The organism is Methylobacterium goesingense (assembly GCF_022179225.1).
Taxonomy (GTDB): Bacteria; Pseudomonadota; Alphaproteobacteria; order Rhizobiales; family Beijerinckiaceae; genus Methylobacterium; species Methylobacterium goesingense.
In genome coordinates this window covers 1-19392 of the sequence record NZ_BPQL01000159.1, presented here as the reverse complement: position 1 = coordinate 19392, position 19392 = coordinate 1, and the positions used below count along the sequence as shown (strand labels likewise).

At 68.8% G+C, this 19392-nt stretch carries 19 protein-coding genes; 16 read left to right on the top strand and 3 right to left on the bottom strand.

Going from position 1 to position 19392, the window contains the following annotated elements; genetic code table 11:
- Positions 1–33 precede the first annotated feature (33 nt).
- Positions 34–957 carry a c-type cytochrome gene (locus MFF30_RS22365; protein WP_238282248.1) on the bottom strand — a complete coding sequence of 308 codons (924 nt, stop codon included), beginning with the start codon at positions 955–957 and terminating at the stop codon, positions 34–36.
- 306 nt (positions 958–1263) lie between these two features.
- Between MFF30_RS22365 and MFF30_RS22360 the strand changes: the two genes are divergently transcribed.
- From MFF30_RS22360 to MFF30_RS22340, 5 genes are all read left to right on the top strand, one after another.
- Positions 1264–2007 (top strand): 3-deoxy-manno-octulosonate cytidylyltransferase, encoded by a 744-nt coding sequence (locus MFF30_RS22360; RefSeq protein ID WP_238282247.1) that lies wholly within the window; start codon positions 1264–1266, stop codon positions 2005–2007.
- A 24-nt stretch (positions 2008–2031) separates the two neighbouring features.
- Entirely contained in the window at positions 2032–2889 is an 858-nt protein-coding gene (locus MFF30_RS22355) for a prephenate dehydratase (protein WP_238282246.1), read from the top strand.
- A gap of 269 nt (positions 2890–3158) precedes the next feature.
- A complete protein-coding gene (gene oxlT, locus MFF30_RS22350) occupies positions 3159–4445 on the top strand; it encodes an oxalate/formate MFS antiporter (protein WP_238282245.1) in 1287 nt (428 codons plus the stop codon).
- A gap of 146 nt (positions 4446–4591) precedes the next feature.
- Positions 4592–4792 (top strand): hypothetical protein, encoded by a 201-nt coding sequence (locus tag MFF30_RS22345; RefSeq protein WP_238282244.1) that lies wholly within the window; start codon positions 4592–4594, stop codon positions 4790–4792.
- A 213-nt stretch (positions 4793–5005) separates the two neighbouring features.
- Positions 5006–5164 carry a hypothetical protein gene (locus MFF30_RS22340; protein ID WP_238282243.1) on the top strand — a complete coding sequence of 53 codons (159 nt, stop codon included), beginning with the start codon at positions 5006–5008 and terminating at the stop codon, positions 5162–5164.
- 72 nt (positions 5165–5236) lie between these two features.
- Here the strand turns inward: MFF30_RS22340 and MFF30_RS22335 are convergent, their stop codons facing one another.
- Positions 5237–5962 (bottom strand): fused DSP-PTPase phosphatase/NAD kinase-like protein, encoded by a 726-nt coding sequence (locus MFF30_RS22335; RefSeq protein ID WP_238282242.1) that lies wholly within the window; start codon positions 5960–5962, stop codon positions 5237–5239.
- Positions 5963–6180: 218 nt separating this feature from the next.
- Between MFF30_RS22335 and MFF30_RS22330 the strand changes: the two genes are divergently transcribed.
- The 3 genes from MFF30_RS22330 (at position 6181) to ppa (ending at position 7801) form a co-directional block, all read left to right on the top strand.
- Entirely contained in the window at positions 6181–6687 is a 507-nt protein-coding gene (locus MFF30_RS22330) for a GNAT family N-acetyltransferase (protein WP_238282241.1), read from the top strand.
- Positions 6688–6768: 81 nt separating this feature from the next.
- Positions 6769–7116, top strand: a complete 348-nt coding sequence (locus MFF30_RS22325) for a hypothetical protein (RefSeq protein WP_238282240.1) — start codon at positions 6769–6771, stop codon at positions 7114–7116.
- A gap of 136 nt (positions 7117–7252) precedes the next feature.
- Positions 7253–7801, top strand: coding sequence for an inorganic diphosphatase (gene ppa / locus MFF30_RS22320; RefSeq protein WP_238282239.1), 549 nt, complete (start codon positions 7253–7255; stop codon positions 7799–7801).
- Between the two features lie 95 nt (positions 7802–7896).
- On the opposite strand, the gene MFF30_RS22315 is transcribed toward ppa, so the two are convergent.
- Positions 7897–9159, bottom strand: coding sequence for an FAD-dependent monooxygenase (locus MFF30_RS22315; RefSeq protein WP_238282238.1), 1263 nt, complete (start codon positions 9157–9159; stop codon positions 7897–7899).
- Positions 9160–9327: 168 nt separating this feature from the next.
- Here MFF30_RS22315 and MFF30_RS22310 point away from each other — a divergent pair, with 168 nt between their 5' ends.
- The 8 genes from MFF30_RS22310 to surE all read left to right on the top strand — a co-directional run.
- A complete protein-coding gene (locus tag MFF30_RS22310; RefSeq protein WP_306424598.1) occupies positions 9328–9927 on the top strand; it encodes a pyridoxamine 5'-phosphate oxidase family protein in 600 nt (199 codons plus the stop codon).
- Positions 9928–10129: 202 nt separating this feature from the next.
- Positions 10130–11008, top strand: coding sequence for an acyl-CoA thioesterase II (tesB, locus tag MFF30_RS22305; RefSeq protein WP_238282254.1), 879 nt, complete (start codon positions 10130–10132; stop codon positions 11006–11008).
- A gap of 354 nt (positions 11009–11362) precedes the next feature.
- Entirely contained in the window at positions 11363–11701 is a 339-nt protein-coding gene (locus tag MFF30_RS22300; RefSeq protein WP_018044676.1) for a P-II family nitrogen regulator, read from the top strand.
- A gap of 103 nt (positions 11702–11804) precedes the next feature.
- On the top strand, positions 11805–13310 hold the full coding sequence (locus MFF30_RS22295) for an ammonium transporter (RefSeq protein ID WP_238282236.1): 1506 nt from the start codon (positions 11805–11807) through the stop codon (positions 13308–13310).
- A gap of 210 nt (positions 13311–13520) precedes the next feature.
- A complete protein-coding gene (locus MFF30_RS22290) occupies positions 13521–16280 on the top strand; it encodes a DNA translocase FtsK (protein WP_238282235.1) in 2760 nt (919 codons plus the stop codon).
- A gap of 173 nt (positions 16281–16453) precedes the next feature.
- Positions 16454–17431 (top strand): LolA family protein, encoded by a 978-nt coding sequence (locus tag MFF30_RS22285; RefSeq protein ID WP_238282234.1) that lies wholly within the window; start codon positions 16454–16456, stop codon positions 17429–17431.
- A gap of 81 nt (positions 17432–17512) precedes the next feature.
- On the top strand, positions 17513–18796 hold the full coding sequence (gene serS / locus MFF30_RS22280; RefSeq protein WP_238282233.1) for a serine--tRNA ligase: 1284 nt from the start codon (positions 17513–17515) through the stop codon (positions 18794–18796).
- Positions 18796–19392: 5'/3'-nucleotidase SurE (gene surE / locus MFF30_RS22275; RefSeq protein WP_238282232.1), on the top strand; the 597-nt coding region annotated here is incomplete at its 3' end. The genes serS and surE, both read left to right, overlap by 1 nt.

Below are 19392 nucleotides of genomic sequence, written 5' to 3'. Positions count from 1 at the left end.
TGCGACCGAGCCTGGCTCTTATCCCCGCCCGGATTACGGCTGGGCCGGCTTCTCGGCCGGTACGGTCGCGGCCGGGGCGGGCGGAGCGGCGGGGGCCGCCTGCACCGGGGTGTCGTCGGCGGGCTTCGCGTCGGCCGGCTTGTTCGCCTCCTCACCCGCGACGGTGGGCTTGGCGGACGATGCCGGGTTGCCGGCCTCGGGCTTCTGGTCCTCGGTCGGCTTGGCATTGTCGGCGGGCTTCGGCGCCTGCTCGCGCCGCACTTCGGCCGCCGGCTTCGCGTCGGGCGCGGGCTTGGCGTCTGCCGGCTTGGCGTCGGCGGGCTTGGCGTCCGCGGGCTTGGCGTCCGCGGGCTTGGCATCGCCGCTCTTCGCCGCCGTAGGCTGGGCCTCGGTGGGCTTGTCACCCTCGGCCTTCTTCTCCACGGCCGGCAGCGGGGCCGGCGTATCGGCGAGGCTGCGCAGATAGACGATCACGTCGGCACGCTCGGCGGGCGAGGTGATGCCGGCGAACGCCATCTTGGTGCCCGGGACGTAGCCCTTCGGGTTGGCCAGGAAGTGGTCGAGTTCGTCGTAGGTCCAGGTGCCGCCCTTCTCTTTCAGGGCAGCCGAGTACTCGAAGCCGGATTCGTGGGCGCGCTGGCGATCGACGACGCCCCAGAGGTGCGGTCCGACCTTGTTCGGCCCGCCCTTCTCGAAGCTGTGGCAGGAGGCGCACTTCTTGGCGGCCGACTGGCCCTTGTCCACGGTGGCGCTGGCGAGGCGGATCGGCAGCGGCTCTGCCTTGGCCTCAGGCGCTGCACCGCCCGCGGCCTTCGCCTGCGGCTCCGGCAGGGCGTAGCCGGCATTGCCCGGCGGCTTGGGATGATAGATCAGCTCTGCGACGAAGCCGGACCCCACGGCGAACAGCAGCGCCCCCAGCGCGGCACCCGCGACCTTGTTCAGCTCGAAAGAGTCCATTCTCGACAACTCCGGTGCGGCCGGCCTGAGGGAGGGAGAAATCAGGGCGAGGTCCAGCGCGTGCGTGTGCCGAACCTTGGAAACGGTCGAGGGTGCTTAGCCGCTGAAGCCCGACCTTGACAATGGTCCCGTCGCGCTTCGCGTAGTCGCAGAGCGACCTGTGTCGCCGCCATCCCTCACTTCTTCAGACGCGAGCGGCGGCGTCCGGTTCCCGCGAAACGGGAGACCGCACCGGGACCGCGCCGCATGACAACCCGGACAGGCGCTGTTAAGCACCGGCCCCAGCCGGAGCAGGGCCTTAGACCGATGTCCGATCCCATCGTCCTCATTCCCGCGCGCATGGCCGCGACCCGCCTGCCGAACAAGCCGATGGCCGACCTCGCCGGGGAGCCGATGATCGTGCATGTCTGGCGACGCGCGGTGGAGGCCGGCATCGGCCCGGTGGTGGTGGCCACCGATACGCCCGCCATCGTCGACACCATCGAGGCCGTGGGCGGTCTTGCGGTGCTGACCCGAGCCGACCACCCGTCCGGCTCAGACCGCCTCGCCGAGGCCCTCGAGATCATCGATCCGCAGGGCAACCACGACGTCGTGGTCAACGTCCAGGGCGATCTGCCCACCATCGATCCCGGCATCATCGGCGCCGCGATCCTGCCGCTCGCCGACCGGGCCGTCGACATCGCCACCCTTTGTGCCGTGATCACGGAGGAATCCGAGCGGCGCGACCCCAACGTGGTCAAGCTCGTCGGTCATACGGTGGGCACCCGCCGCTTGCGCGCCCTCTACTTCACCCGCGCCGAGGCGCCCTGGGGCGAGGGGCCGCTCTACCATCACATCGGCCTCTACGCGTATCGCCGGAAGGCGCTGGCGCGCTTCATGGCTCTGCCGCCCGGCGAACTGGAGACGCGCGAGAAGCTGGAGCAGCTCCGCGCCCTGGAGGCCGGCATGCGCATCGACGCCATCGTGGTCGATGATCTGCCCCTCGGCGTCGACACCCCCGCCGACCTGGAGCGCGCCCGCGCCATCCTGGCCGCGCGCCGCCTGAACTAAGTTTTTCGGAGAGTACTGCCCGCTATGCCCCATCACACCATCTCCTATCAGGGCGAGCCCGGCGCGAACTCCCACATCATCTGCGCCCAGGCCTATCCGGACTGGACGCCGCTGCCGTGCCCGACCTTCGAGGACGCCTTCGCGGCGGTGAAGGAGGGCCGTGCCGCGCGTGCGATGATCCCGATCGAGAACTCCATCGCGGGCCGGGTCGCGGACATCCACCACCTGATCCCGACCTCGGGCCTCCACATCGTTGCCGAGCACTTCCTGCCGATCCATTTTCAGCTGATGGCCCTGCCGGGCACCCCCGTCGAGGCGATCCGGACCGTGCACAGCCACGTCCACGCCCTCGGCCAGTGCCGTAAGATCATCCGGCGCCTCGGGGTCCGCGCCGTGGTGGCGGGTGATACCGCCGGTGCGGCGCGCGAGGTGGCGGAGGCCGCCGATCCGAGCCGGGGCGCCCTGGCCCCCGCTCTGGCGGCGGAGGTCTACGGCCTCGACATCCTCGCCCGCGACGTGGAGGACGAGAGCCACAACACCACCCGCTTCGTGGTGTTCTCGCCCGAGCCGGAGCCGGTCGCTGCCGATTCCGGCGCGATCGTCACGAGCTTCGTGTTCCGAGTGCGCAACATCCCGGCCGCCCTCTACAAGGCACTCGGCGGATTCGCCACGAACGGCGTGAACATGTCGAAGCTCGAGAGCTACATGGTCGAAGGCCAGTTCTCTGCGACACAGTTCTACGCCGAGGTGGACGGACATCCGGACGATGCCGGCCTCGCGCGCGCCCTGGCCGAGCTCGCGTTCTTCTCGCGAGAGGTGCGAATCATCGGCATCTACCCGGCGCATCCCTACCGCGAGGCGAGCCGCGTCGCGGCCGAATAGCGGTCAGCCGATCCGCCAGCGTGTTCGATTTCGACTGATTGGGCTTACGGCCGCGTTTGAGCGGCCGATTCGGTCTCGTCACCCAAGCCGGACCCATCGGGCCGGCGCCCATCGTTGGCACGATGATGCACGACGCATCATCGTGAACCTACCTGTGAGCAGGCTGTACGTTCCAGAGCACATTTCATTCCCTGGTATATTGCATACAAAGAAATTTGGTGCATCCTGTCCGGGTCGGTGCGCAAACTCCGATCAAGAAGGAATTTGGGATGGAACGTCAGGACTCACCGTCCGCCAAGTGGTGGCAACTCGCCTTCGGCGTGCTCTGCATGGCGATGATCGCCAACCTGCAATACGGGTGGACGCTCTTCGTCGACCCGATCGACGCCAAGTTTCACTGGGGTCGCGCTGCGATCCAGTTCGCCTTCACGATCTTCGTGGCCACCGAGACTTGGCTGGTCCCGGTCGAGGCCTGGTTCGTCGATCGCTACGGCCCGCGCATCGTGGTCTGCTTCGGCGGGGTGATGATCGCGCTGGCCTGGTTCATCAACGCGCACGCTGATTCGCTCTTCCTGCTCTACGCGGCGGCGGTCGTCGGCGGCATCGGGGCCGGTTCGGTCTACGGGACCTGCGTGGGCAACGCGCTGAAGTGGTTCCCGCACAGGCGCGGCCTCGCCGCCGGTGCCACGGCCGCCGGTTTCGGGGCGGGCGCGGCCGCCACCGTAATTCCGATCGCCCGGATGATCGCCACCAGCGGCTACCAGGACGCCTTCCTGTTCTTCGGCATCGGGCAGGGCGCCATCGTGGTCCTGCTGTCGTTCTTCCTGCGCAAGCCCTCCCAGGCGGTACCGGTGCAGCGAAAGACCCTGCGCCTGCCCCAGGCCAAGGTCGACCGCACCCCACGCGAGGTGGTGCGTACCCCCGTGTTCTGGCTGATGTACGCCATCTTCGTGATGGTGGCCTCCGGGGGCCTGATGGCGGCGGCGCAGATCGCCCCGATTGCCCACGACTTCAAGGTGGCTGACGTGCCCGTGAGCCTGTTCGGGCTGCAGATGGCGGCACTGACCTTCGCGATCTCCCTCGACCGCATCTTCGACGGGTTCGGGCGCCCGTTCTTCGGTTTCGTCTCCGACAATCTCGGGCGCGAGAACACGATGTTCATCGCCTTCTCGATCGCCGCCCTGGCGATCATCACCCTGCTGACCTACGGCACACACCCGTTGGTCTTCGTCTTCGCGACAGCGGTCTATTTCGGGGTCTTCGGGGAAATCTACTCCCTGTTCCCGGCCACCTGCGGCGACACCTTCGGCTCGAAGTTCGCCACGACCAATGCCGGCCTGCTCTACACCGCCAAGGGCACCGCTTCGTTCCTGGTGCCGATCGCCAGCGTGATCTCGGCGACCTACGGCTGGTCCGCGGTGTTCTCGATCATCATCGGCCTGAACGTGGTGGCGGCGATCCTGGCGATGTTCGTGCTCAAGCCCCTGCGTACGCGCTTCCTCGCCGAGGACGAGGTCGCCGCACCCGAAGCGGTTCGTCCGGTTCAACTCGCCTGACCGGGCGCGACGCGCACGTCGCAAATCGGTTCCCCCCAGGCGAACGCTCGCCGTCGTCCGGTGGTCGGCGCGGAGAGCACGCCGACCACCGGACTTCCGGCGGGGTGACGCCTCACCCCGCCGGCCGAACCTGACCGAGGTTGTTCATGAAAATCGCCGCGGCCCTGGCTCTCCAGAGCGTCCCCTTCGCGGGCTACGTGTTCGCGGGTGGGGAGAACCGCGATCTCTTCGCCGTCCTCTATCTCAGTGCGCTCGGCGTCGTCCTCACGCTGAGCGCGATTTTCGGGGACGGCATTGTCGGCGCCGCCGATCTCGTGAAGATCACCGAAGCGCTGACCACGGACTGATGTATGCGCCGCAGCATGCCCGTTTTTGCGCGATGGACAGCCATGCGTCCGGCGGCCAATCATCAGGCGCCGAGCGGATAGGTTTGCCCACATAACCGGTCAAGGGGAGCAAGCTCCGCGTCTTCAGCATGACTGGTCCGCTGTATTTGGTATACCAACGATCATGGTGCGGTGCCATATACGGCTCATCGCATTCGCACCGGGACACCTCCGATGATCGCACTCTTCGTCGCCGCCGCCGCCGCTCTCAACGTTTCGCTGGTCTTCCTGGCGGCCAACGCGCTGACCCCGAAGAGCGGACCGCTCTCGACCTCCGGCCGGTTCATCGCCAGCAACGAGAACGCGCCGGCCGCGATCCGTCTCGCCGCCTGACCATTCAGGGCCGAACGGCCTGAACGACGAGAAGCCCGCCCGGTCCTGCCGTGGCGGGCTTTTTTGCGTGCGCTACTCGCGCTTGATGATCCGGTCGACCACGAGGTCCGACCAGAAGCCGGCGCGGAAACCGCGCTTCAAGGCCTCCGGGTCGTACTCGGTCTCGACCCAGGTCAAGAAATCGAGGCCACGGGCCTCGCCTTCGCGCCGGTAGAGCGTGAAGAACGCGTCCAGGATCCCGGTCTTGGCGAAACGGAAATGGCCGTACCGCGCCGAGAGCTGACCCATCGCTTCCGCCACCGGAAGGTTCTCGTGCAGGATGAGGTAGAGCGTGGCGGCGAGGCCGGCCCGGTCCGCACCCGACTTGCAATGCATCATCGCCGGATATTCGACGCTGTCGAAGAACGCCTTTGCGGCCAGGATAGTCTCCCGGGATGGCGCCTCCCGAGAGCGCAGGACGAACTCGACCAACTTCAGGCCCTGGCGCTCGCAGGCCTCGCGCTGGAGAGGCCAGGAGCCGTGCTCGCGCCCGCCCCGCAGGGAGATCACCGTGCGCACGCCCTGGCGCTTGAACCAGGCGAGCTGGTGCGGCGTCGGCTGGGCCGATCGCCAGAGCTTGCCCTGGCCGATCCGGTGGCGGTTCAGGTAGGCGAGGCGGAACACCCCGTGATCCACCAGCAGCATGTTCGCCCAGGCCTTGGCCCGGGAGACCGGACCGCCGATCGGGCGCTCGAACCGGGCGATCCGGGCCATGCGGCGCGCATCGCGGATCTCGGTGGTGAGGAAGCGCTTGAACACGGGGCGGGCGGAACCTGGGCCTGGCGAGCGGAATCGCGGATCGGAAGTCTGCGCCGGCTCTAACAGCGCGACGCCGTGGCGGCAAACGCCGGCGGAGCCTTCGGCATCGACCTTGCGTTGCCGGAAGCTGCCTTGTCTTCGCCCGGATCGTCGCCTTCGATACGGTGACCGACACCGATGCGAACCGTCATTCGTTTCTTCGGACGCGGGGATCCGTCATGCGTACGAGCACCATCAGCATCCGCCTCGCCCGGCCCGCCGATGCGGATCACCTCGCGGAACTGTTCGACGAGACCTGGCGTGAAGCCTACCGGGGCATCATTCCGGGCGTATCCCTGGAGCGGATGATCGGGCAGCGCAGTTCGCAATGGTGGCTCGGCGCGACGCAGCGCAATCGCCCCCTCGTGGTGGTCGATACCGGCGAGGCGGTGGTGGGCTACGCGGTCTACGGACCGGCCCGTGGCCGCCTGCTCCAGGCACCGGGGGAGATCGACGAGCTCTACATCCGTCCGGACCACCAGGGCCTCGGCCTCGGTCGGCGCCTGTTCCGGGCGATCCGCAACGATCTGGCCGATCACGGTCTGGTTCAGGCTGGGGTCTGGGCGCTGGAGGAAAACGACCGGGCCCGGTCGTTCTATACCGGCCTCGGAGGCGTCGAGGCGGCCCGCTCCGTCGACCGGATGGCCGGGGCGGTGCTGCCGAAAGTGGGCTTTCGCTTCGGCTGAGCCTCCCGGATTGCCCCGCGCGACACCATGTTACCCAGTGGAGGCTCGCAACCGAGTCCCGCGGGAGCAGGGGAAAGCCGGATGCAGGTCACGCCGGAGAAGCAGGTCACGCCGCAGGATTGGGACGCCCGCGTCTCGGCGCTCACCGCCAAGCTGCCGGAGCGCCTGCGCCACGCCGTGGACTGGCTGCGCGAACCCGCGCGGTTCTGGATCCGGCTGCTCGCCGCGATCCTGTTCATCCTCGGCGGCATCTTCGCGATCCTGCCGGTACTCGGCCTTTGGATGCTTCCCGTCGGGCTGGCGCTTCTGAGCCAGGACGTTCCGGCCCTCAAGGTTCCGCTGGAGCATACCGCCCGCTGGCTCGAACGGGTCTGGGCCCGGCTGGCCGGCGCATGGCACCGGCGCTTTGGGTCGTCGAACCGTCCCTGACGCGCCCCCCGGGTGCCGGTCGACATTTTCACACAAACGTCGCCGCTCGTCCGAAGGGATGATTTCCTTTGTGGCCGAAGCGTCTTAAGAGACCCGGCAACAGGGCTATCACGCCCGTAGGCCCGGGAGCACAGGCATGATCATCGACGCGGTCTCGATCGGCAAGAATCCGCCTGAAGACGTCAACGTCATCATCGAAGTGCCGATCGGCGGCGATCCGATCAAGTACGAGATGGACAAGGAAGCCGGCGCGCTCGTGGTCGATCGCTTTCTCTATACGGCGATGCACTACCCGGGCAATTACGGTTTCATTCCGCACACCCTGTCGGGTGACGGCGATCCGTGCGACGTGCTTGTGGCCAATACCCGCGCCATCGCGCCGGGTGCGATCATCAGCGCCCGCCCGATCGGCGTCCTGGTGATGGAGGACAATTCCGGCGAGGACGAGAAGATCATCGCCGTCCCGTCTCGCCACCTCACGATGCGCTACGACCGCATCGAGGACTACACCGATCTGCCCGACATCACGATTCACCAGATCCAGCACTTCTTCGAGCACTACAAGGATCTCGAGCCCGGCAAGTGGGTGAAGATCAAGCGCTGGGGCGGCAAGGAAGAGGCCCATCGGCTCATCCTTGAAGGCATCGAGCGCGAGAAGGCCCACAAGGCCAGCAAGGGCAAGTAAGCCGACCGAGTAGGCCGACCCAGAAAACCGCGTGCCCCTGGGGCGCACGAAGACTTCACGGCGATCCTTCCCGGCGGAAGGATCGCCGTTTCGCGTCAGAGCGCCTCGCCCTTCAGGAGGCGCGGCAGCGACCCACGCGACGCCGCCGCCTCGCCGATGAACAGGCGCTTGAGGGCGGGCAGGCGGTCGACGAGGCCGAGACCGAGGTCGCGGGCCAGACGCAGCGGCAGCACATCGTTCGAGAACAGGCGGTTGAGCCCGTCCGTCATCGCTCCCATCGCCAGGGTGTCGAAGCGGCGAGCGCGCTCGTACCGCGCGAGGACGTCGGGGCTGCCGGGATCCAGTCCGAGGCGAAGCGCGTCCGTGACCGCCTCCGCCAGCGACGCCGCGCCGGCCAGCCCCAGGTTCAGGCCCTGGCCGGCGATGGGGTGAATCACGTGCGCGGCATCGCCGAGGAGCGCGAGGCGCTCGGCGCGGAAGCTCCGGGCCAGTCCGAAGGCGAGGGGATGCGCGCTCGGGCCGCGCTCCAGGGCGAGTCGCCCGAGATTGAGTCCGAAGCGGCGTTCGATCTCGGCCAGCGTCTCCTCCGGGCCGCCGCCCGTCAGGGCCGGTACGTCGGCCGCCCGCTCCGTCCAGACGATGGAGGAGCGATGGCCGAGGGGGCCGCCATCCACCAGGGGCAGGATCGCGAAGGGTCCGCTCGGCAGGAAATGCTCGTAGGCCCGCCCCTCGTGGTCGCGCTCGTGCCCGATCGTCGCGACGAGGCCCATCTGCGGATACGACCACCCGACCCAGCCGATCTTGGCAGCCTCGCGCAGCCGGGAGCGACCACCGTCGGCGGCCACGAGGAGGGAGGCCTCACGCGCCTGTCCGTCGTTCCGCACGATGCGGATGCCCCGCGCCGTCGCGGTCGCTTCCGTGATCCCGTGAGCCTCGAAGGCGACGCCAGCCGCCTCGGCCGCCGCCAGCAGGGCCTTCGCCAACGGCTCAGCCTCCACCATATGGGCGAACGGGGCGCCGTCCGGCTCGGATCTGTCCTGCGCGAAGGTGAGGAAGACCGGCCGGATCGGGTCCGCGAGCCGGCTGTCGCTCACCACCATGTCGCGGATCGGCTGCGCCGCCGGCAAAGCCGTCTGCCAGACGCCGAGGCGCTCGAACATCCGGCGTCCGCCGGCCGCCACCGCGTAGGCACGCCCGGCATGGCGCGCCGCCCCCGCTGCGAGGCCGGGGTCGCACAAAGTCACCGAGAGGGCAGGGCCGTTCGCCTGGGCCAGCGCGAGCGCCAGGGTTAGCCCGGGAATGCCGGCTCCGGCCACGACCACGCTGCGCCGGTGTGAATGCCTCTCCGCTTCGGTCATCGCGTCACTTTCCCGCCATCTCGTGCCCTCGCCGCCGGAGTGCCATTCCCGGAGACCGGGGGCAACGCGTCCGGCCGTCGTCGCGGTCCCGCAAGCCGACCGCTGATTTACAAGCGGCGGGTCGAATGCCTACCGTCGCGGGCCAGAATTGCGGGTGTGTGGATGTCGATGACGGTCGAAAGGCTCGAGGAGCTCTACGGGCAACCCCACGCCCGTGCCCTCAGAAAGGAACTCGCGTTCCTCAGCGACGATTATCGCGCCTTCGTCGAGGCCTCGCCCTTCGTGGTGCTGTCCTCGGTGGGGCCGAGCGGGACGGATTGCTCGCCCCGGGGGGATCGTCCCGGCTTCGTCCGGATCATCGACCGCACGACACTCGCGATCCCGGACCGGCCCGGGAACAACCGCATCGACAGTCTCAGGAACATCGTCGCGGACGGCCGCGTGTCGCTCCTGTTTCTCGTGCCGGGCAGCGGCGAGACCTTACGGGTCAACGGCCAGGCGTCGATCACGATCGACGCCGACCTGCTCTCGTCCTTCGCGGTCGAGGGCCGGAAACCCAGGACCGTCGTGATCGTGGCGATCACCTCCGTGTACTTCCATTGCGCGCGCGCCATTGTCCGGGCGAACCTCTGGGATTCCAATCGGCAACTGGACCAGACGGCTCTGCCCAGCGCGGGCGCGATGCACCAACGCCTGAGCGACGGGACGTTCGACGGGGCGGCCTACGATCGTGAGCAGCCCGCGCGGATCAAGGATTCCCTGTACTGACGGCCGCGACCGCCGTCCTCGGTCCCGGATCGCGGTCATCCTTCCCAGCACTTGTCGATGATGCTCAACGGTCGGTTCTCGTCCGAACCATCCGGAGCGGACCGCGCTGCCTTGCCTTCGCGATGGTTCACATGTGAAGGATTTCACCGCCCGACCCCCGGACATTCCGACGGCGGTCGAGGCGATCGCGCAGGAAGGCCGCATGGCAGGCATCGTCACCGAACTCCTCGACATCCTCGATCTCGAGCCCCTCGCGCCGGATCTCTACCGGGGCGAAAGCCTGCAGACGGGCTGGTTCCGGGTCTTCGGCGGGCAGGTGGTGGCGCAAGCTCTGGTCGCGGCCTCCCGGACGGTACCGGAGACCCGGCCGCCGCACTCGCTGCACGCCTACTTCCTGTTGGGGGGCGACCCCAAGGCGCCCATCGACTACGCGGTCGAGCGCATCCGCGATGGGCGCAGCTTCGCCACGCGCCGTGTGGTGGCCCACCAGCATGGCCGCGCGATCTTCGCTATGTCGGTCTCCTACCACGATGCCGAGACGGGCGCGTCGCACCAGGCCGCCATGCCGGATGTGGCGCCTCCGGAGGAGGTGCCGGAGGCGCCGGCCGCCACCGCCGAGGCGGCGCGCAGCGGTCTCGCCATCCCGGCCCCGGTCCTGTCCTATTTCGGCCGGCGCCGCCCGATCGAACTGCGTCCCGTCGAGATCGAGCGCTACCTGCGCCGCGCGCCGCGGGAGCCGCGCTTCCACGTCTGGATGCGGGCCGTCGACCGCTTGCCCGACGATCCGGCCATCCATCGCGCGGTGCTCGCCTACGCGTCCGACATGACGCTCCTGGACGCGACCTTAATCCCGCACGGGCAGACGGTGTTCGACCCCGAGATCCAGTCCGCCAGCCTCGACCACGCCCTCTGGTTCCACCGGCCCTTCCGGGCCGACGACTGGCTGCTCTATGCCCAGGACAGCCCGAGCGCGGACGGTGCCCGCGGCTTCGCGCGTGGCCAGATCTTCACGCGCGACGGGACGCTCGTCGCTTCCGTGGCCCAGGAAGGCATGATCCGCCCCCGTCGCGCCGAAGCCTAACCGGTCGCGATCGCCGGCGCGGAGGCACCGGCAACACCAGGAATGCCGGTTTCATAACCAATCTGCCGCATCGTTGCGCAAACTTGGCCGGAATATCGCCGCCTCGTGCAGCAGCCCTCGGCCACTTCTTGGGCAGAATGGCGTGGGCCGAGAAAGTTCCTCTGGCATAGTCCTTGAATATGGGGCGAGTGCACGGGTCGGTCACGGCTCGGCGCACCGGACAGACTGATCGTGTTGCGACGCTTGGCGCACAGGACGGTGGTCCTCATGCACGCTCGTTTCACAGAGCCGGGCTCGTTCGTGGCCAGGTTCGCTCGTAGCCAAGTTCACTCGTAAGCAAGGGGGGCGTCGCCCATGAAAATCGTGATGGCCATCATCAAGCCGTTCAAGCTGGAGGAGGTCCGCGACGCACTGACCGGTATCGGCGTACACGGCCTCACCGTCACCGAGGTCAAGGGCTACGGCCGCCAGAAGGGCCATACGGAAATCTATCGCGGCGCCGAGTACGCGGTCAGCTTCCTGCCGAAGCTGAAAATCGAGGTGGCGGTGGCCTCCGACCTCACCAGCAGCGTCATCGACGCCATCGCGGCGGCGGCCCGCACGGGCCAGATCGGCGACGGCAAGATCTTCGTCGTCCCTCTGGAGAAGGCCGTCCGCATCCGCACGGGCGAGACCGACGTCGACGCCCTCTAGGGCAGTGTCCGCCGGCGGACCCCCCTGGCGTCCCACCGTGCCCGATTCTGCTTCAGCAACCCTTTCCAACCAGCATCGCACCCCGATCGGGAGTCTCGTTTCCATGAAGCTTCGCAATGCCCTGGCGCTCGGGCTGGGAGGCGCCGCGCTGGCGCTCCTGCTCATCGAGCCATCCCTCGCACAGACTCCGACGACGGAGGCCGCTCCGGCCGCCGCGGCGGCGGCACCCGTCCCGAACAAGGGCGACACCGCCTGGATGCTGATCTCCAGCGCCCTGGTGCTGCTGATGGTCGTGCCCGGCCTCGCCCTGTTCTACGGCGGTCTCGTCCGCACCAAGAACATGCTCTCGGTCCTCACGCAGGTCTTCGCCATCGGCTGCATCTCCGCGCTGCTGTTCGTGATCTTCGGCTACAGCCTCGCCTTCACCAACGGCGGCGGCCTCAACGACTTCGTCGGCGGATTCTCGAAGGCCTTCCTGAAGGGCATCGACGCCAACTCCACCGTCGCCACCTTCTCCAACGGCGTCGTGATCCCCGAATACGTCTACATCTGCTTCCAGATGACGTTCGCGATGATCACCCCGGCCCTCATCGTCGGCGCCTTCGCGGAGCGGATGAAGTTCTCCGCGCTCGTCGTGTTCATGATCCTCTGGACCACGCTCATCTACTTCCCGATGGCCCACATGGTCTGGTACTGGGGCGGCCCGGATGCGGTCGGCAACGCCGCCAAGGCGCTCGCCGCGGCCACCGACGACGCCTCGAAGGCGACCGCCCAGGCAGCCCTCGACGCCGTGAACGCCGATGCCGGCCTGCTCTTCAAGTGGGGCGCCCTCGACTTCGCCGGCGGCACCGTCGTGCACATCAACGCGGGCATCGCGGGCTTCGTCGGCTGCCTCATGCTCGGCAAGCGCATCGGTTACGGCCGTGACCTGCTTGCCCCGCACTCCCTGACCATGACCGCCATCGGCGCCTCGCTCCTCTGGGTGGGTTGGTTCGGCTTCAATGCCGGCTCGAACCTCGAGTCCAACGGCACCGCCGCCATGGCCATGCTTAACACCTTCGTCGCCACCGCCGCCGCGGCCCTCTCCTGGCTGTTCGTCGAGTGGATGCTGAAGGGCAAGCCCTCGCTGCTGGGCATGCTGTCGGGCGCCATCGCGGGCCTCGTGGCCGTCACGCCGGCCGCCGGCTTCGCGGGCCCGATGGGTTCGATCGTCCTCGGCCTCGTCGCCGGCGCGGTCTGCTTCATCATGTGCTCCACGGTGAAGAACGCGCTCGGCTACGACGACTCCCTCGACGTCTTCGGCGTCCACTGCATCGGCGGCATTCTCGGCGCGGTCGCGACCGGCATCCTCGTGAACACGGATCTCGGCGGCGTCGGCCTGCCCGACTACACCTCGAAGCCCGGTGAGCTCGCCGTCGGCGCCTACGAGACCTCCGCCGCTCTCATGAGCCAGCTGAAGGCCGTCGGCTTCACCATCCTGTGGTCCGGCATCGGCTCCGCCATCCTGTACAAGCTCGTCGACCTGACCATCGGTCTGCGCGTCACCCAGGACGAGGAGCGCGAGGGCCTCGACATCGCCGATCACGGCGAGCGCGCCTACAACTACTAAAATTCGCACCGACCCGGATGCGCGATCCCTCGCGCATCCGCCAGGAAGGCCCCGGTCCGAGCGACCGGGGCCTTTCGCGTTTCCGCCGCCCGGCGATCCGGACTGACGCGATACCGGGGCCTCGGTGTCAGGGAAGTCTCAACCTTAGCCAGCCGTTAACTTCGCCGACGTTAGCGTTACCGGACAGTTCCTTGTTGTGTCTGGTACCGCATGCGCTCGCTTCGCCGTTCCGCATCGCCCTACGATACCTTTGTCGACAGCTTTCGCCCGTTCCTGGCCAAGCGGATGACGGAGTTGGGCGGTCTCGTGCTGTTTGCCGGCGCCACGGCGCTGACGGTTGCCCTCGCGACCTGGTCGATCGACGATCCGAGCCTCAACCACGCCACGGATCACCCGGCCCACAACGTCCTCGGCACCGGTGGCGCCGTGGTCTCGGACCTCGCCATGCAGCTGCTCGGGCTCGGCTCGCTGGCTTTCGTGCTGCCTCCAGCACTCTGGGGCATCCAGCTCATGCGGACCCGCGCGCTGCCGCGCGGGGGCCTGCGCCTCACCCTGTGGATCATCGGTTTCTTCGCGGCGAGCGCGGTCGCGAGCGCGCTGCCGTCCACGGCGCGCTGGCCCCTGCCCACCGGCCTCGGCGGGGTCGCGGGCGACGCACTCATGCACGCCGCCCGAACCATGCTGGGCATCGTCGCCACGCCGCTCCTCACCTTCGCGGGCTTCCTGTTCGCGGCCGTCGCCATTCTGTGCCTCACGGGTGCCTGCCGCGTCGGTGAGGCCGATGCCGATGAGGACGAGGCCTACGACCTCCCCGTCGCTCCGGCTCGCCCAGCGACGCGCGCGCGGGCCGACGCCACCCAGGACGGACGCTACGAGGACGACGAGCCGAGCCTCGGCATCGTCTCCCTCGGCGCCATGGCCCAGGCGGTCATGGGCGGGCGCGCCGCACTTGCGGCTCGGATCGACGACTGGAAGGCCGAGCGCGCCGCCGCCGCGACCGCACTCGCGTATTCCGGTGCGTCACCGGCTTTGGCCGCGCAACGCGCCTTTGCGGCCCCGGAGGATGCGCCCTGGGCGACCCAACCGCCGGCCGCGCGCGGAGCTCCGGCCGATGGCCGCCGTGAGCCGGTGTTCGAGCCCGCCGTTCCGGCTCAGCAGGCCCCGGTCCGCCGGCCGGCGCCCGTCCTCCACGATGAGGATGCCGACGACGAGCCGGGCTACGCCCCCGTCCCGAACGACGCGGTCGCACCGCCGGCCCGCTCCCGGGTCGCGCCGCCTCCGCCGCCGCCCGCGCAGGCCGCACCGCGCCGGGCGCCTCCGCCCGTCCATCAGGAGGCCGAAAACTACCGCCACCCGGCCCTCGAATTGCTGGCAGAGCCGCCGCGCCTGCCGGCCACGAGCCAGATCTCATCCGAGGCCCTGGAGCAGAACGCGACCCTGCTCGAGGCGACCCTCGGCGATTTCGGCGTGCGCGGCGACATCCTGGCGGTGCGCCCGGGTCCGGTCGTGACGCTCTACGAACTGGAGCCGGCGCCCGGCACCAAGTCGAGCCGCGTGATCTCGCTCGCCGACGACATCGCCCGCTCGATGTCGGCGGTCTCGGCCCGCGTCGCCGTAGTCCCCGGCCGCAACGCCATCGGCATCGAATTGCCGAACACGCGGCGCGAAACCGTTTATCTGCGCGAACTCCTCGCCTCGGCCGATTTCGCCGAGACGAAGCAGAGCCTCGCACTGTGTCTGGGCAAGAACATCGGCGGCGAGCCCATCATCGCGGATCTGGCCAAGATGCCCCACCTGCTGGTGGCCGGCACCACCGGCTCGGGCAAGTCGGTGGCCATCAACACCATGATCCTGTCGCTGCTCTACCGGATGAAGCCGGAAGAGTGCCGCCTGATCATGGTCGACCCCAAGATGCTGGAACTCTCCGTCTACGACGGCATCCCGCACCTGCTCTCCCCCGTCGTCACCGATCCGAAGAAGGCGGTCATCGCCCTCAAATGGGCCGTGCGCGAGATGGAGGAGCGCTACAAGAAGATGTCGAAGGTCGGTGTGCGCAACATCGACGGCTTCAACGCCCGCCTCGCCGAGGCGCGGGGGCGCGGCGAGATCCTGACCCGGACCGTGCAGACGGGCTTCGACCGCGAGACCGGCGAGGCGGTCTACGAGACGGAGGAGATGGACCTCTCGGCGCTGCCCTACATCGTGATCGTTGTCGACGAGATGGCCGACCTGATGATGGTGGCGGGCAAGGACATCGAGGGCGCGATCCAGCGGCTGGCGCAGATGGCGCGCGCGGCCGGCATCCACCTGATCATGGCGACCCAGCGTCCCTCGGTCGACGTGATCACGGGCACGATCAAGGCGAACTTCCCGACCCGGATCAGCTTCCAGGTCACGTCGAAGATCGACAGCCGCACGATTCTCGGCGAGATGGGCGCCGAGCAGCTGCTGGGCCAGGGCGACATGCTGTTCATGGCCGGCGGCGGGCGCACGACGCGCGTGCACGGGCCGTTCTGCTCGGATGCGGAAGTCGAGAGCGTGGTCGCCCACCTCAAGCGCCAGGGCCGGCCCTCCTACCTCGAGGCCGTCACGGCCGACGACGGCAGCGGCGACGAGAAGCCCGCCAAGGGTTCGAAGGCGGACAAGGCCGAGCGGGCCGAGAAGGCCCAGGCCACCGAGATCGAGGACATCGACGCCCCGATCTTCGATGCGGGTGCCTATGCGGGCAGCGGCGGCATCGATCCCGGCGCCGAACTCTACGACCAGGCGGTGCAGGTGGTGCTGCGCGACAAGAAGGCGTCCACCTCCTACATTCAGCGCCGCCTGCAGATCGGCTACAACCGCGCCGCCTCGATCATGGAGCGGATGGAGATCGAGGGTATCGTCGGTCCGGCCAACCACGCCGGCAAGCGCGAGATCCTGATGGAGGGCGGCCACGCCGCCTCCGGTATGATGGACTACGACGACTGACCGACGCGCCTGAGCGGGTCCCTCTCCCCAGCGGATCTCGGGCAGGCCCGAGATCCGCTGGGGAGGAGAGCCGCATCGCGCTTGAACCCCCACCCGTCGCATATTCGCCACAGGGCGGGCTTCTAAGCGGGCACCACCCGCGCATGTCTGAATCGCCTCAAGGGAGCGTCCCGATGATCGGCCGCCGTCACCGCCTCGCCGCCGGTCCGCTGCTCGTCCTGGCGGCCGGGCTTGCCCTGCCGCAGCCGGCCTCCGCTCAGGTCTCCTCGTTCCTCGACGGGCTGTTCGGCCGCAAGGAGCAGCCGGCCCCCGCCCCCGAGCCGGAGCCCGCCCCGGCGGCCCCGGCCCCGGCGACCGCCCCGAAGAAGCCCGTCGCCCAAGCGCCGAAGGCCACCAAGCCCGCCGACAAGGCGACGGCCGACAAGGCGGCCAAGGGCGAGGCGACCAAGGGCGAGGCGACCAAGGGCGAGGCGACCAAGGGCGAGGCGAAAGCGGGCGCCAAGGGTGAGGCGAAGGGCGCCGATCCGAAGTCGGCCGCCAAGGTCGCGGCGGTCGGCGCGCCGGCGGCGGCCGTCGCGGCGGAGGCGGACGACGCCACCGTGATCGCGCAGGCCAACGCCTACTTCAACGGCATGACCACGCTCACCGGTACCTTCGTCCAGATCGGTCCGGACGGACGCCGCATCGGCGGCAAGCTGACGCTGGCCAAGCCCGGCCGCCTGCGCTTCGACTACGACCAGCCCTCGCCGCTGGAGATCGTGGCCGACGGCACCTCCGTGGCGGTCAAGGATCGCAAGCTCGGCACCCAGGACCTGTACTTCATCTCGCAGACGCCCCTGAAATTCCTGCTGCGCGAAAAGATCGACCTCGCCAAGGACCTGACCGTCAACGACGTGTCCAACGATCCGGGCGGGGTGCGGATCGCCCTGGAGGACCGCTCGACGCTGGGCGGCACCTCGCGCATCCAGCTCTTCTTCGATGCCGAGGTGAAGACCTTGAGCCAGTGGCGGATCACCGACCCGCAGGGCTACCAGACCACGGTGCAGCTCTCGAACCTGCAGAAGGGCCGCGCCGTCGAGGGCGCCGCGTTCTTCATCAATTACGGCCGCTCCGAGGACAAGGCGGCCGAGCGCCAGATCCGGGCGCAGTAGAGGCGCCGATCATCGGCCCGACCTTGTCGGGTCGATGCCGATGCTGCAAAGCGTCGGGCTCGCGACACACGAGCCGAGCCCATGCACGACATCCGCGCCATCCGCGAGAATCCGGACGCCTTCGACGAGGCCCTGCGCCGCCGCGGGCTGGCGCCGCTGTCCGCCGAACTGGTCGCCCTGGACGACGCGCGCAAATCCGCGATCTCGGCAGCCCAAGCCAACCAGGAGCGCCGCAACGCGCTCGCCAAGGAGATCGGCGGCGCCAAGAAGGCGAAGGACGAAGCCCGCGCGCAGGAGCTCATGGCCGAGGTCGCCCGCCTCAAGGACGAGGCCCCGGCCCTGGAGGCCGCGCAGGCGCAAGCTGGCAAGACCCTCGACGACCGCCTCGCCGCGATCCCGAACCGCCCGAACCCGGACGTGCCCGAGGGTGCCGACGAGCACGGCAACGTGGAGTACCGCCGCTTCGAGGCGCACCGCCCGCAGCTTGCCACGGGAAAGCAGCATTTCGAGATCGGCGAGGCTTCCGGCCTGATGGATTTCGAGGCCGCGTCGCGGATGTCGGGCGCCCGCTTCGTGGTGCTGAAGGGCCAACTCGCCCGCCTGGAGCGGGCGCTCGGGCAGTTCATGCTCGACCTGCACACGGGCGAGCACGGCTATACGGAGGTGGCGCCGCCCATCCTCGTGCGTGACGAGGCGATGTTCGGCACGGCGCAATTGCCGAAGTTCCGCGACGACCAGTTCCAGGCGGGCGAGCACTGGCTCATCCCCACCGCCGAAGTCCCCCTCACCAATCTCGTGCGCGAATCGATCCTCCGCGAGGAGGAACTTCCCTTGCGCTTCACCGCCCTCACCCCGTGCTTCCGGGCCGAGGCCGGCTCGGCGGGGCGCGACACCCGCGGCATGCTGCGCCAGCACCAGTTCAACAAGGTCGAGCTCGTCTCGATCACCACGCCGGAGCAATCGGCCGACGAGCACGAGCGCATGCTGGGTTCGGCCGAGGCCGTGCTGAAGAAGCTCGACCTGCCCTACCGGATCATGACGCTGTGCACCGGCGACATGGGCTTCGCCTCCCAGAAGACCTACGACATCGAGGTCTGGATGCCGGGCCAGGAGACGTTCCGCGAGATCTCGTCCTGCTCGGTCTGCGGCGACTTCCAGGCGCGGCGGATGAACGCGCGCGTCCGCGCCCGGGATGGCAAGGCGGTGAATTTCGTCCACACCCTCAACGGGTCCGGCGTGGCCGTGGGCCGCGCGCTCATCGCCGTGATGGAAAACTACCAGAACCCGGATGGCAGCGTCACGGTGCCGTCGGTGCTGAAGGCCTATATGGGCGGGATCGAGCGGATCGAGGGGTTCAAGAGCTGATGCGCATTCTCGTCACCAACGACGACGGCATCCACGCGCCGGGGCTCGAGACCCTGGAGGGGATCGCCCGGGCCATCTCGGACGACGTCTGGGTGGTGGCGCCCGAGACCGACCAGTCCGGCGTCTCGCACTCCCTCTCGCTGAACGATCCCTTGCGCCTGCGCCAGGTCGCCGAGAAGCGCTTCGCCGTGAAGGGCACGCCGTCCGACTGCGTGATCATGGGGGTGCGCCACATCCTGAAGGACCACGGGCCCGACCTCGTGCTCTCGGGCGTCAACCGCGGCCAGAACGTCGCCGAGGACGTGACCTACTCGGGCACCATCGCGGCGGCGATGGAGGGGACGATCCTCAACGTGAGATCGATCGCGCTGAGCCAGGCCTACGGGGCCGGCGGCCGGGGCGCCATCAAGTGGAACTGCGCCGCCGAACACGGCCCGGGCGTGGTGCGAAAGATTCTCGACATCGGGATCGAGCCCGGCATCGTCATCAACGTGAACTTTCCGGACTGCGAGCCCGGCGAGGTCCTGGGCACGGCGGTGGCCGCGCAGGGGTTTCGCAATCAGGCGCTGCTTGCCATCGACGCCCGCCATGACGGG

Excerpts from the sequence above, each read along its gene's own strand:
- MFF30_RS22360 (WP_238282247.1), top strand. The coding sequence starts at position 1,264 with ATGTCCGATCCCATCGTCCTCATTCCCGCGCGCATGGCCGCGACCCGC.
- ppa (WP_238282239.1), top strand. The coding sequence starts at position 7,253 with ATGATCATCGACGCGGTCTCGATCGGCAAGAATCCGCCTGAAGACGTC.
- MFF30_RS22355 (WP_238282246.1), top strand. The coding sequence starts at position 2,032 with ATGCCCCATCACACCATCTCCTATCAGGGCGAGCCCGGCGCGAACTCC.
- serS (WP_238282233.1), top strand. The coding sequence starts at position 17,513 with ATGCACGACATCCGCGCCATCCGCGAGAATCCGGACGCCTTCGACGAG.
- MFF30_RS22315 (WP_238282238.1), bottom strand. The coding sequence starts at position 9,159 with ATGACCGAAGCGGAGAGGCATTCACACCGGCGCAGCGTGGTCGTGGCC.
- MFF30_RS22345 (WP_238282244.1), top strand. The coding sequence starts at position 4,592 with ATGAAAATCGCCGCGGCCCTGGCTCTCCAGAGCGTCCCCTTCGCGGGC.
- MFF30_RS22295 (WP_238282236.1), top strand. The coding sequence starts at position 11,805 with ATGAAGCTTCGCAATGCCCTGGCGCTCGGGCTGGGAGGCGCCGCGCTG.
- tesB (WP_238282254.1), top strand. The coding sequence starts at position 10,130 with ATGGCAGGCATCGTCACCGAACTCCTCGACATCCTCGATCTCGAGCCC.
- oxlT (WP_238282245.1), top strand. The coding sequence starts at position 3,159 with ATGGAACGTCAGGACTCACCGTCCGCCAAGTGGTGGCAACTCGCCTTC.
- MFF30_RS22290 (WP_238282235.1), top strand. The coding sequence starts at position 13,521 with ATGCGCTCGCTTCGCCGTTCCGCATCGCCCTACGATACCTTTGTCGAC.
- MFF30_RS22365 (WP_238282248.1), bottom strand. The coding sequence starts at position 957 with ATGGACTCTTTCGAGCTGAACAAGGTCGCGGGTGCCGCGCTGGGGGCG.
- MFF30_RS22300 (WP_018044676.1), top strand. The coding sequence starts at position 11,363 with ATGAAAATCGTGATGGCCATCATCAAGCCGTTCAAGCTGGAGGAGGTC.
- MFF30_RS22310 (WP_306424598.1), top strand. The coding sequence starts at position 9,328 with ATGACGGTCGAAAGGCTCGAGGAGCTCTACGGGCAACCCCACGCCCGT.
- MFF30_RS22340 (WP_238282243.1), top strand. The coding sequence starts at position 5,006 with ATGATCGCACTCTTCGTCGCCGCCGCCGCCGCTCTCAACGTTTCGCTG.
- MFF30_RS22285 (WP_238282234.1), top strand. The coding sequence starts at position 16,454 with ATGATCGGCCGCCGTCACCGCCTCGCCGCCGGTCCGCTGCTCGTCCTG.
- MFF30_RS22325 (WP_238282240.1), top strand. The coding sequence starts at position 6,769 with ATGCAGGTCACGCCGGAGAAGCAGGTCACGCCGCAGGATTGGGACGCC.
- MFF30_RS22330 (WP_238282241.1), top strand. The coding sequence starts at position 6,181 with ATGCGTACGAGCACCATCAGCATCCGCCTCGCCCGGCCCGCCGATGCG.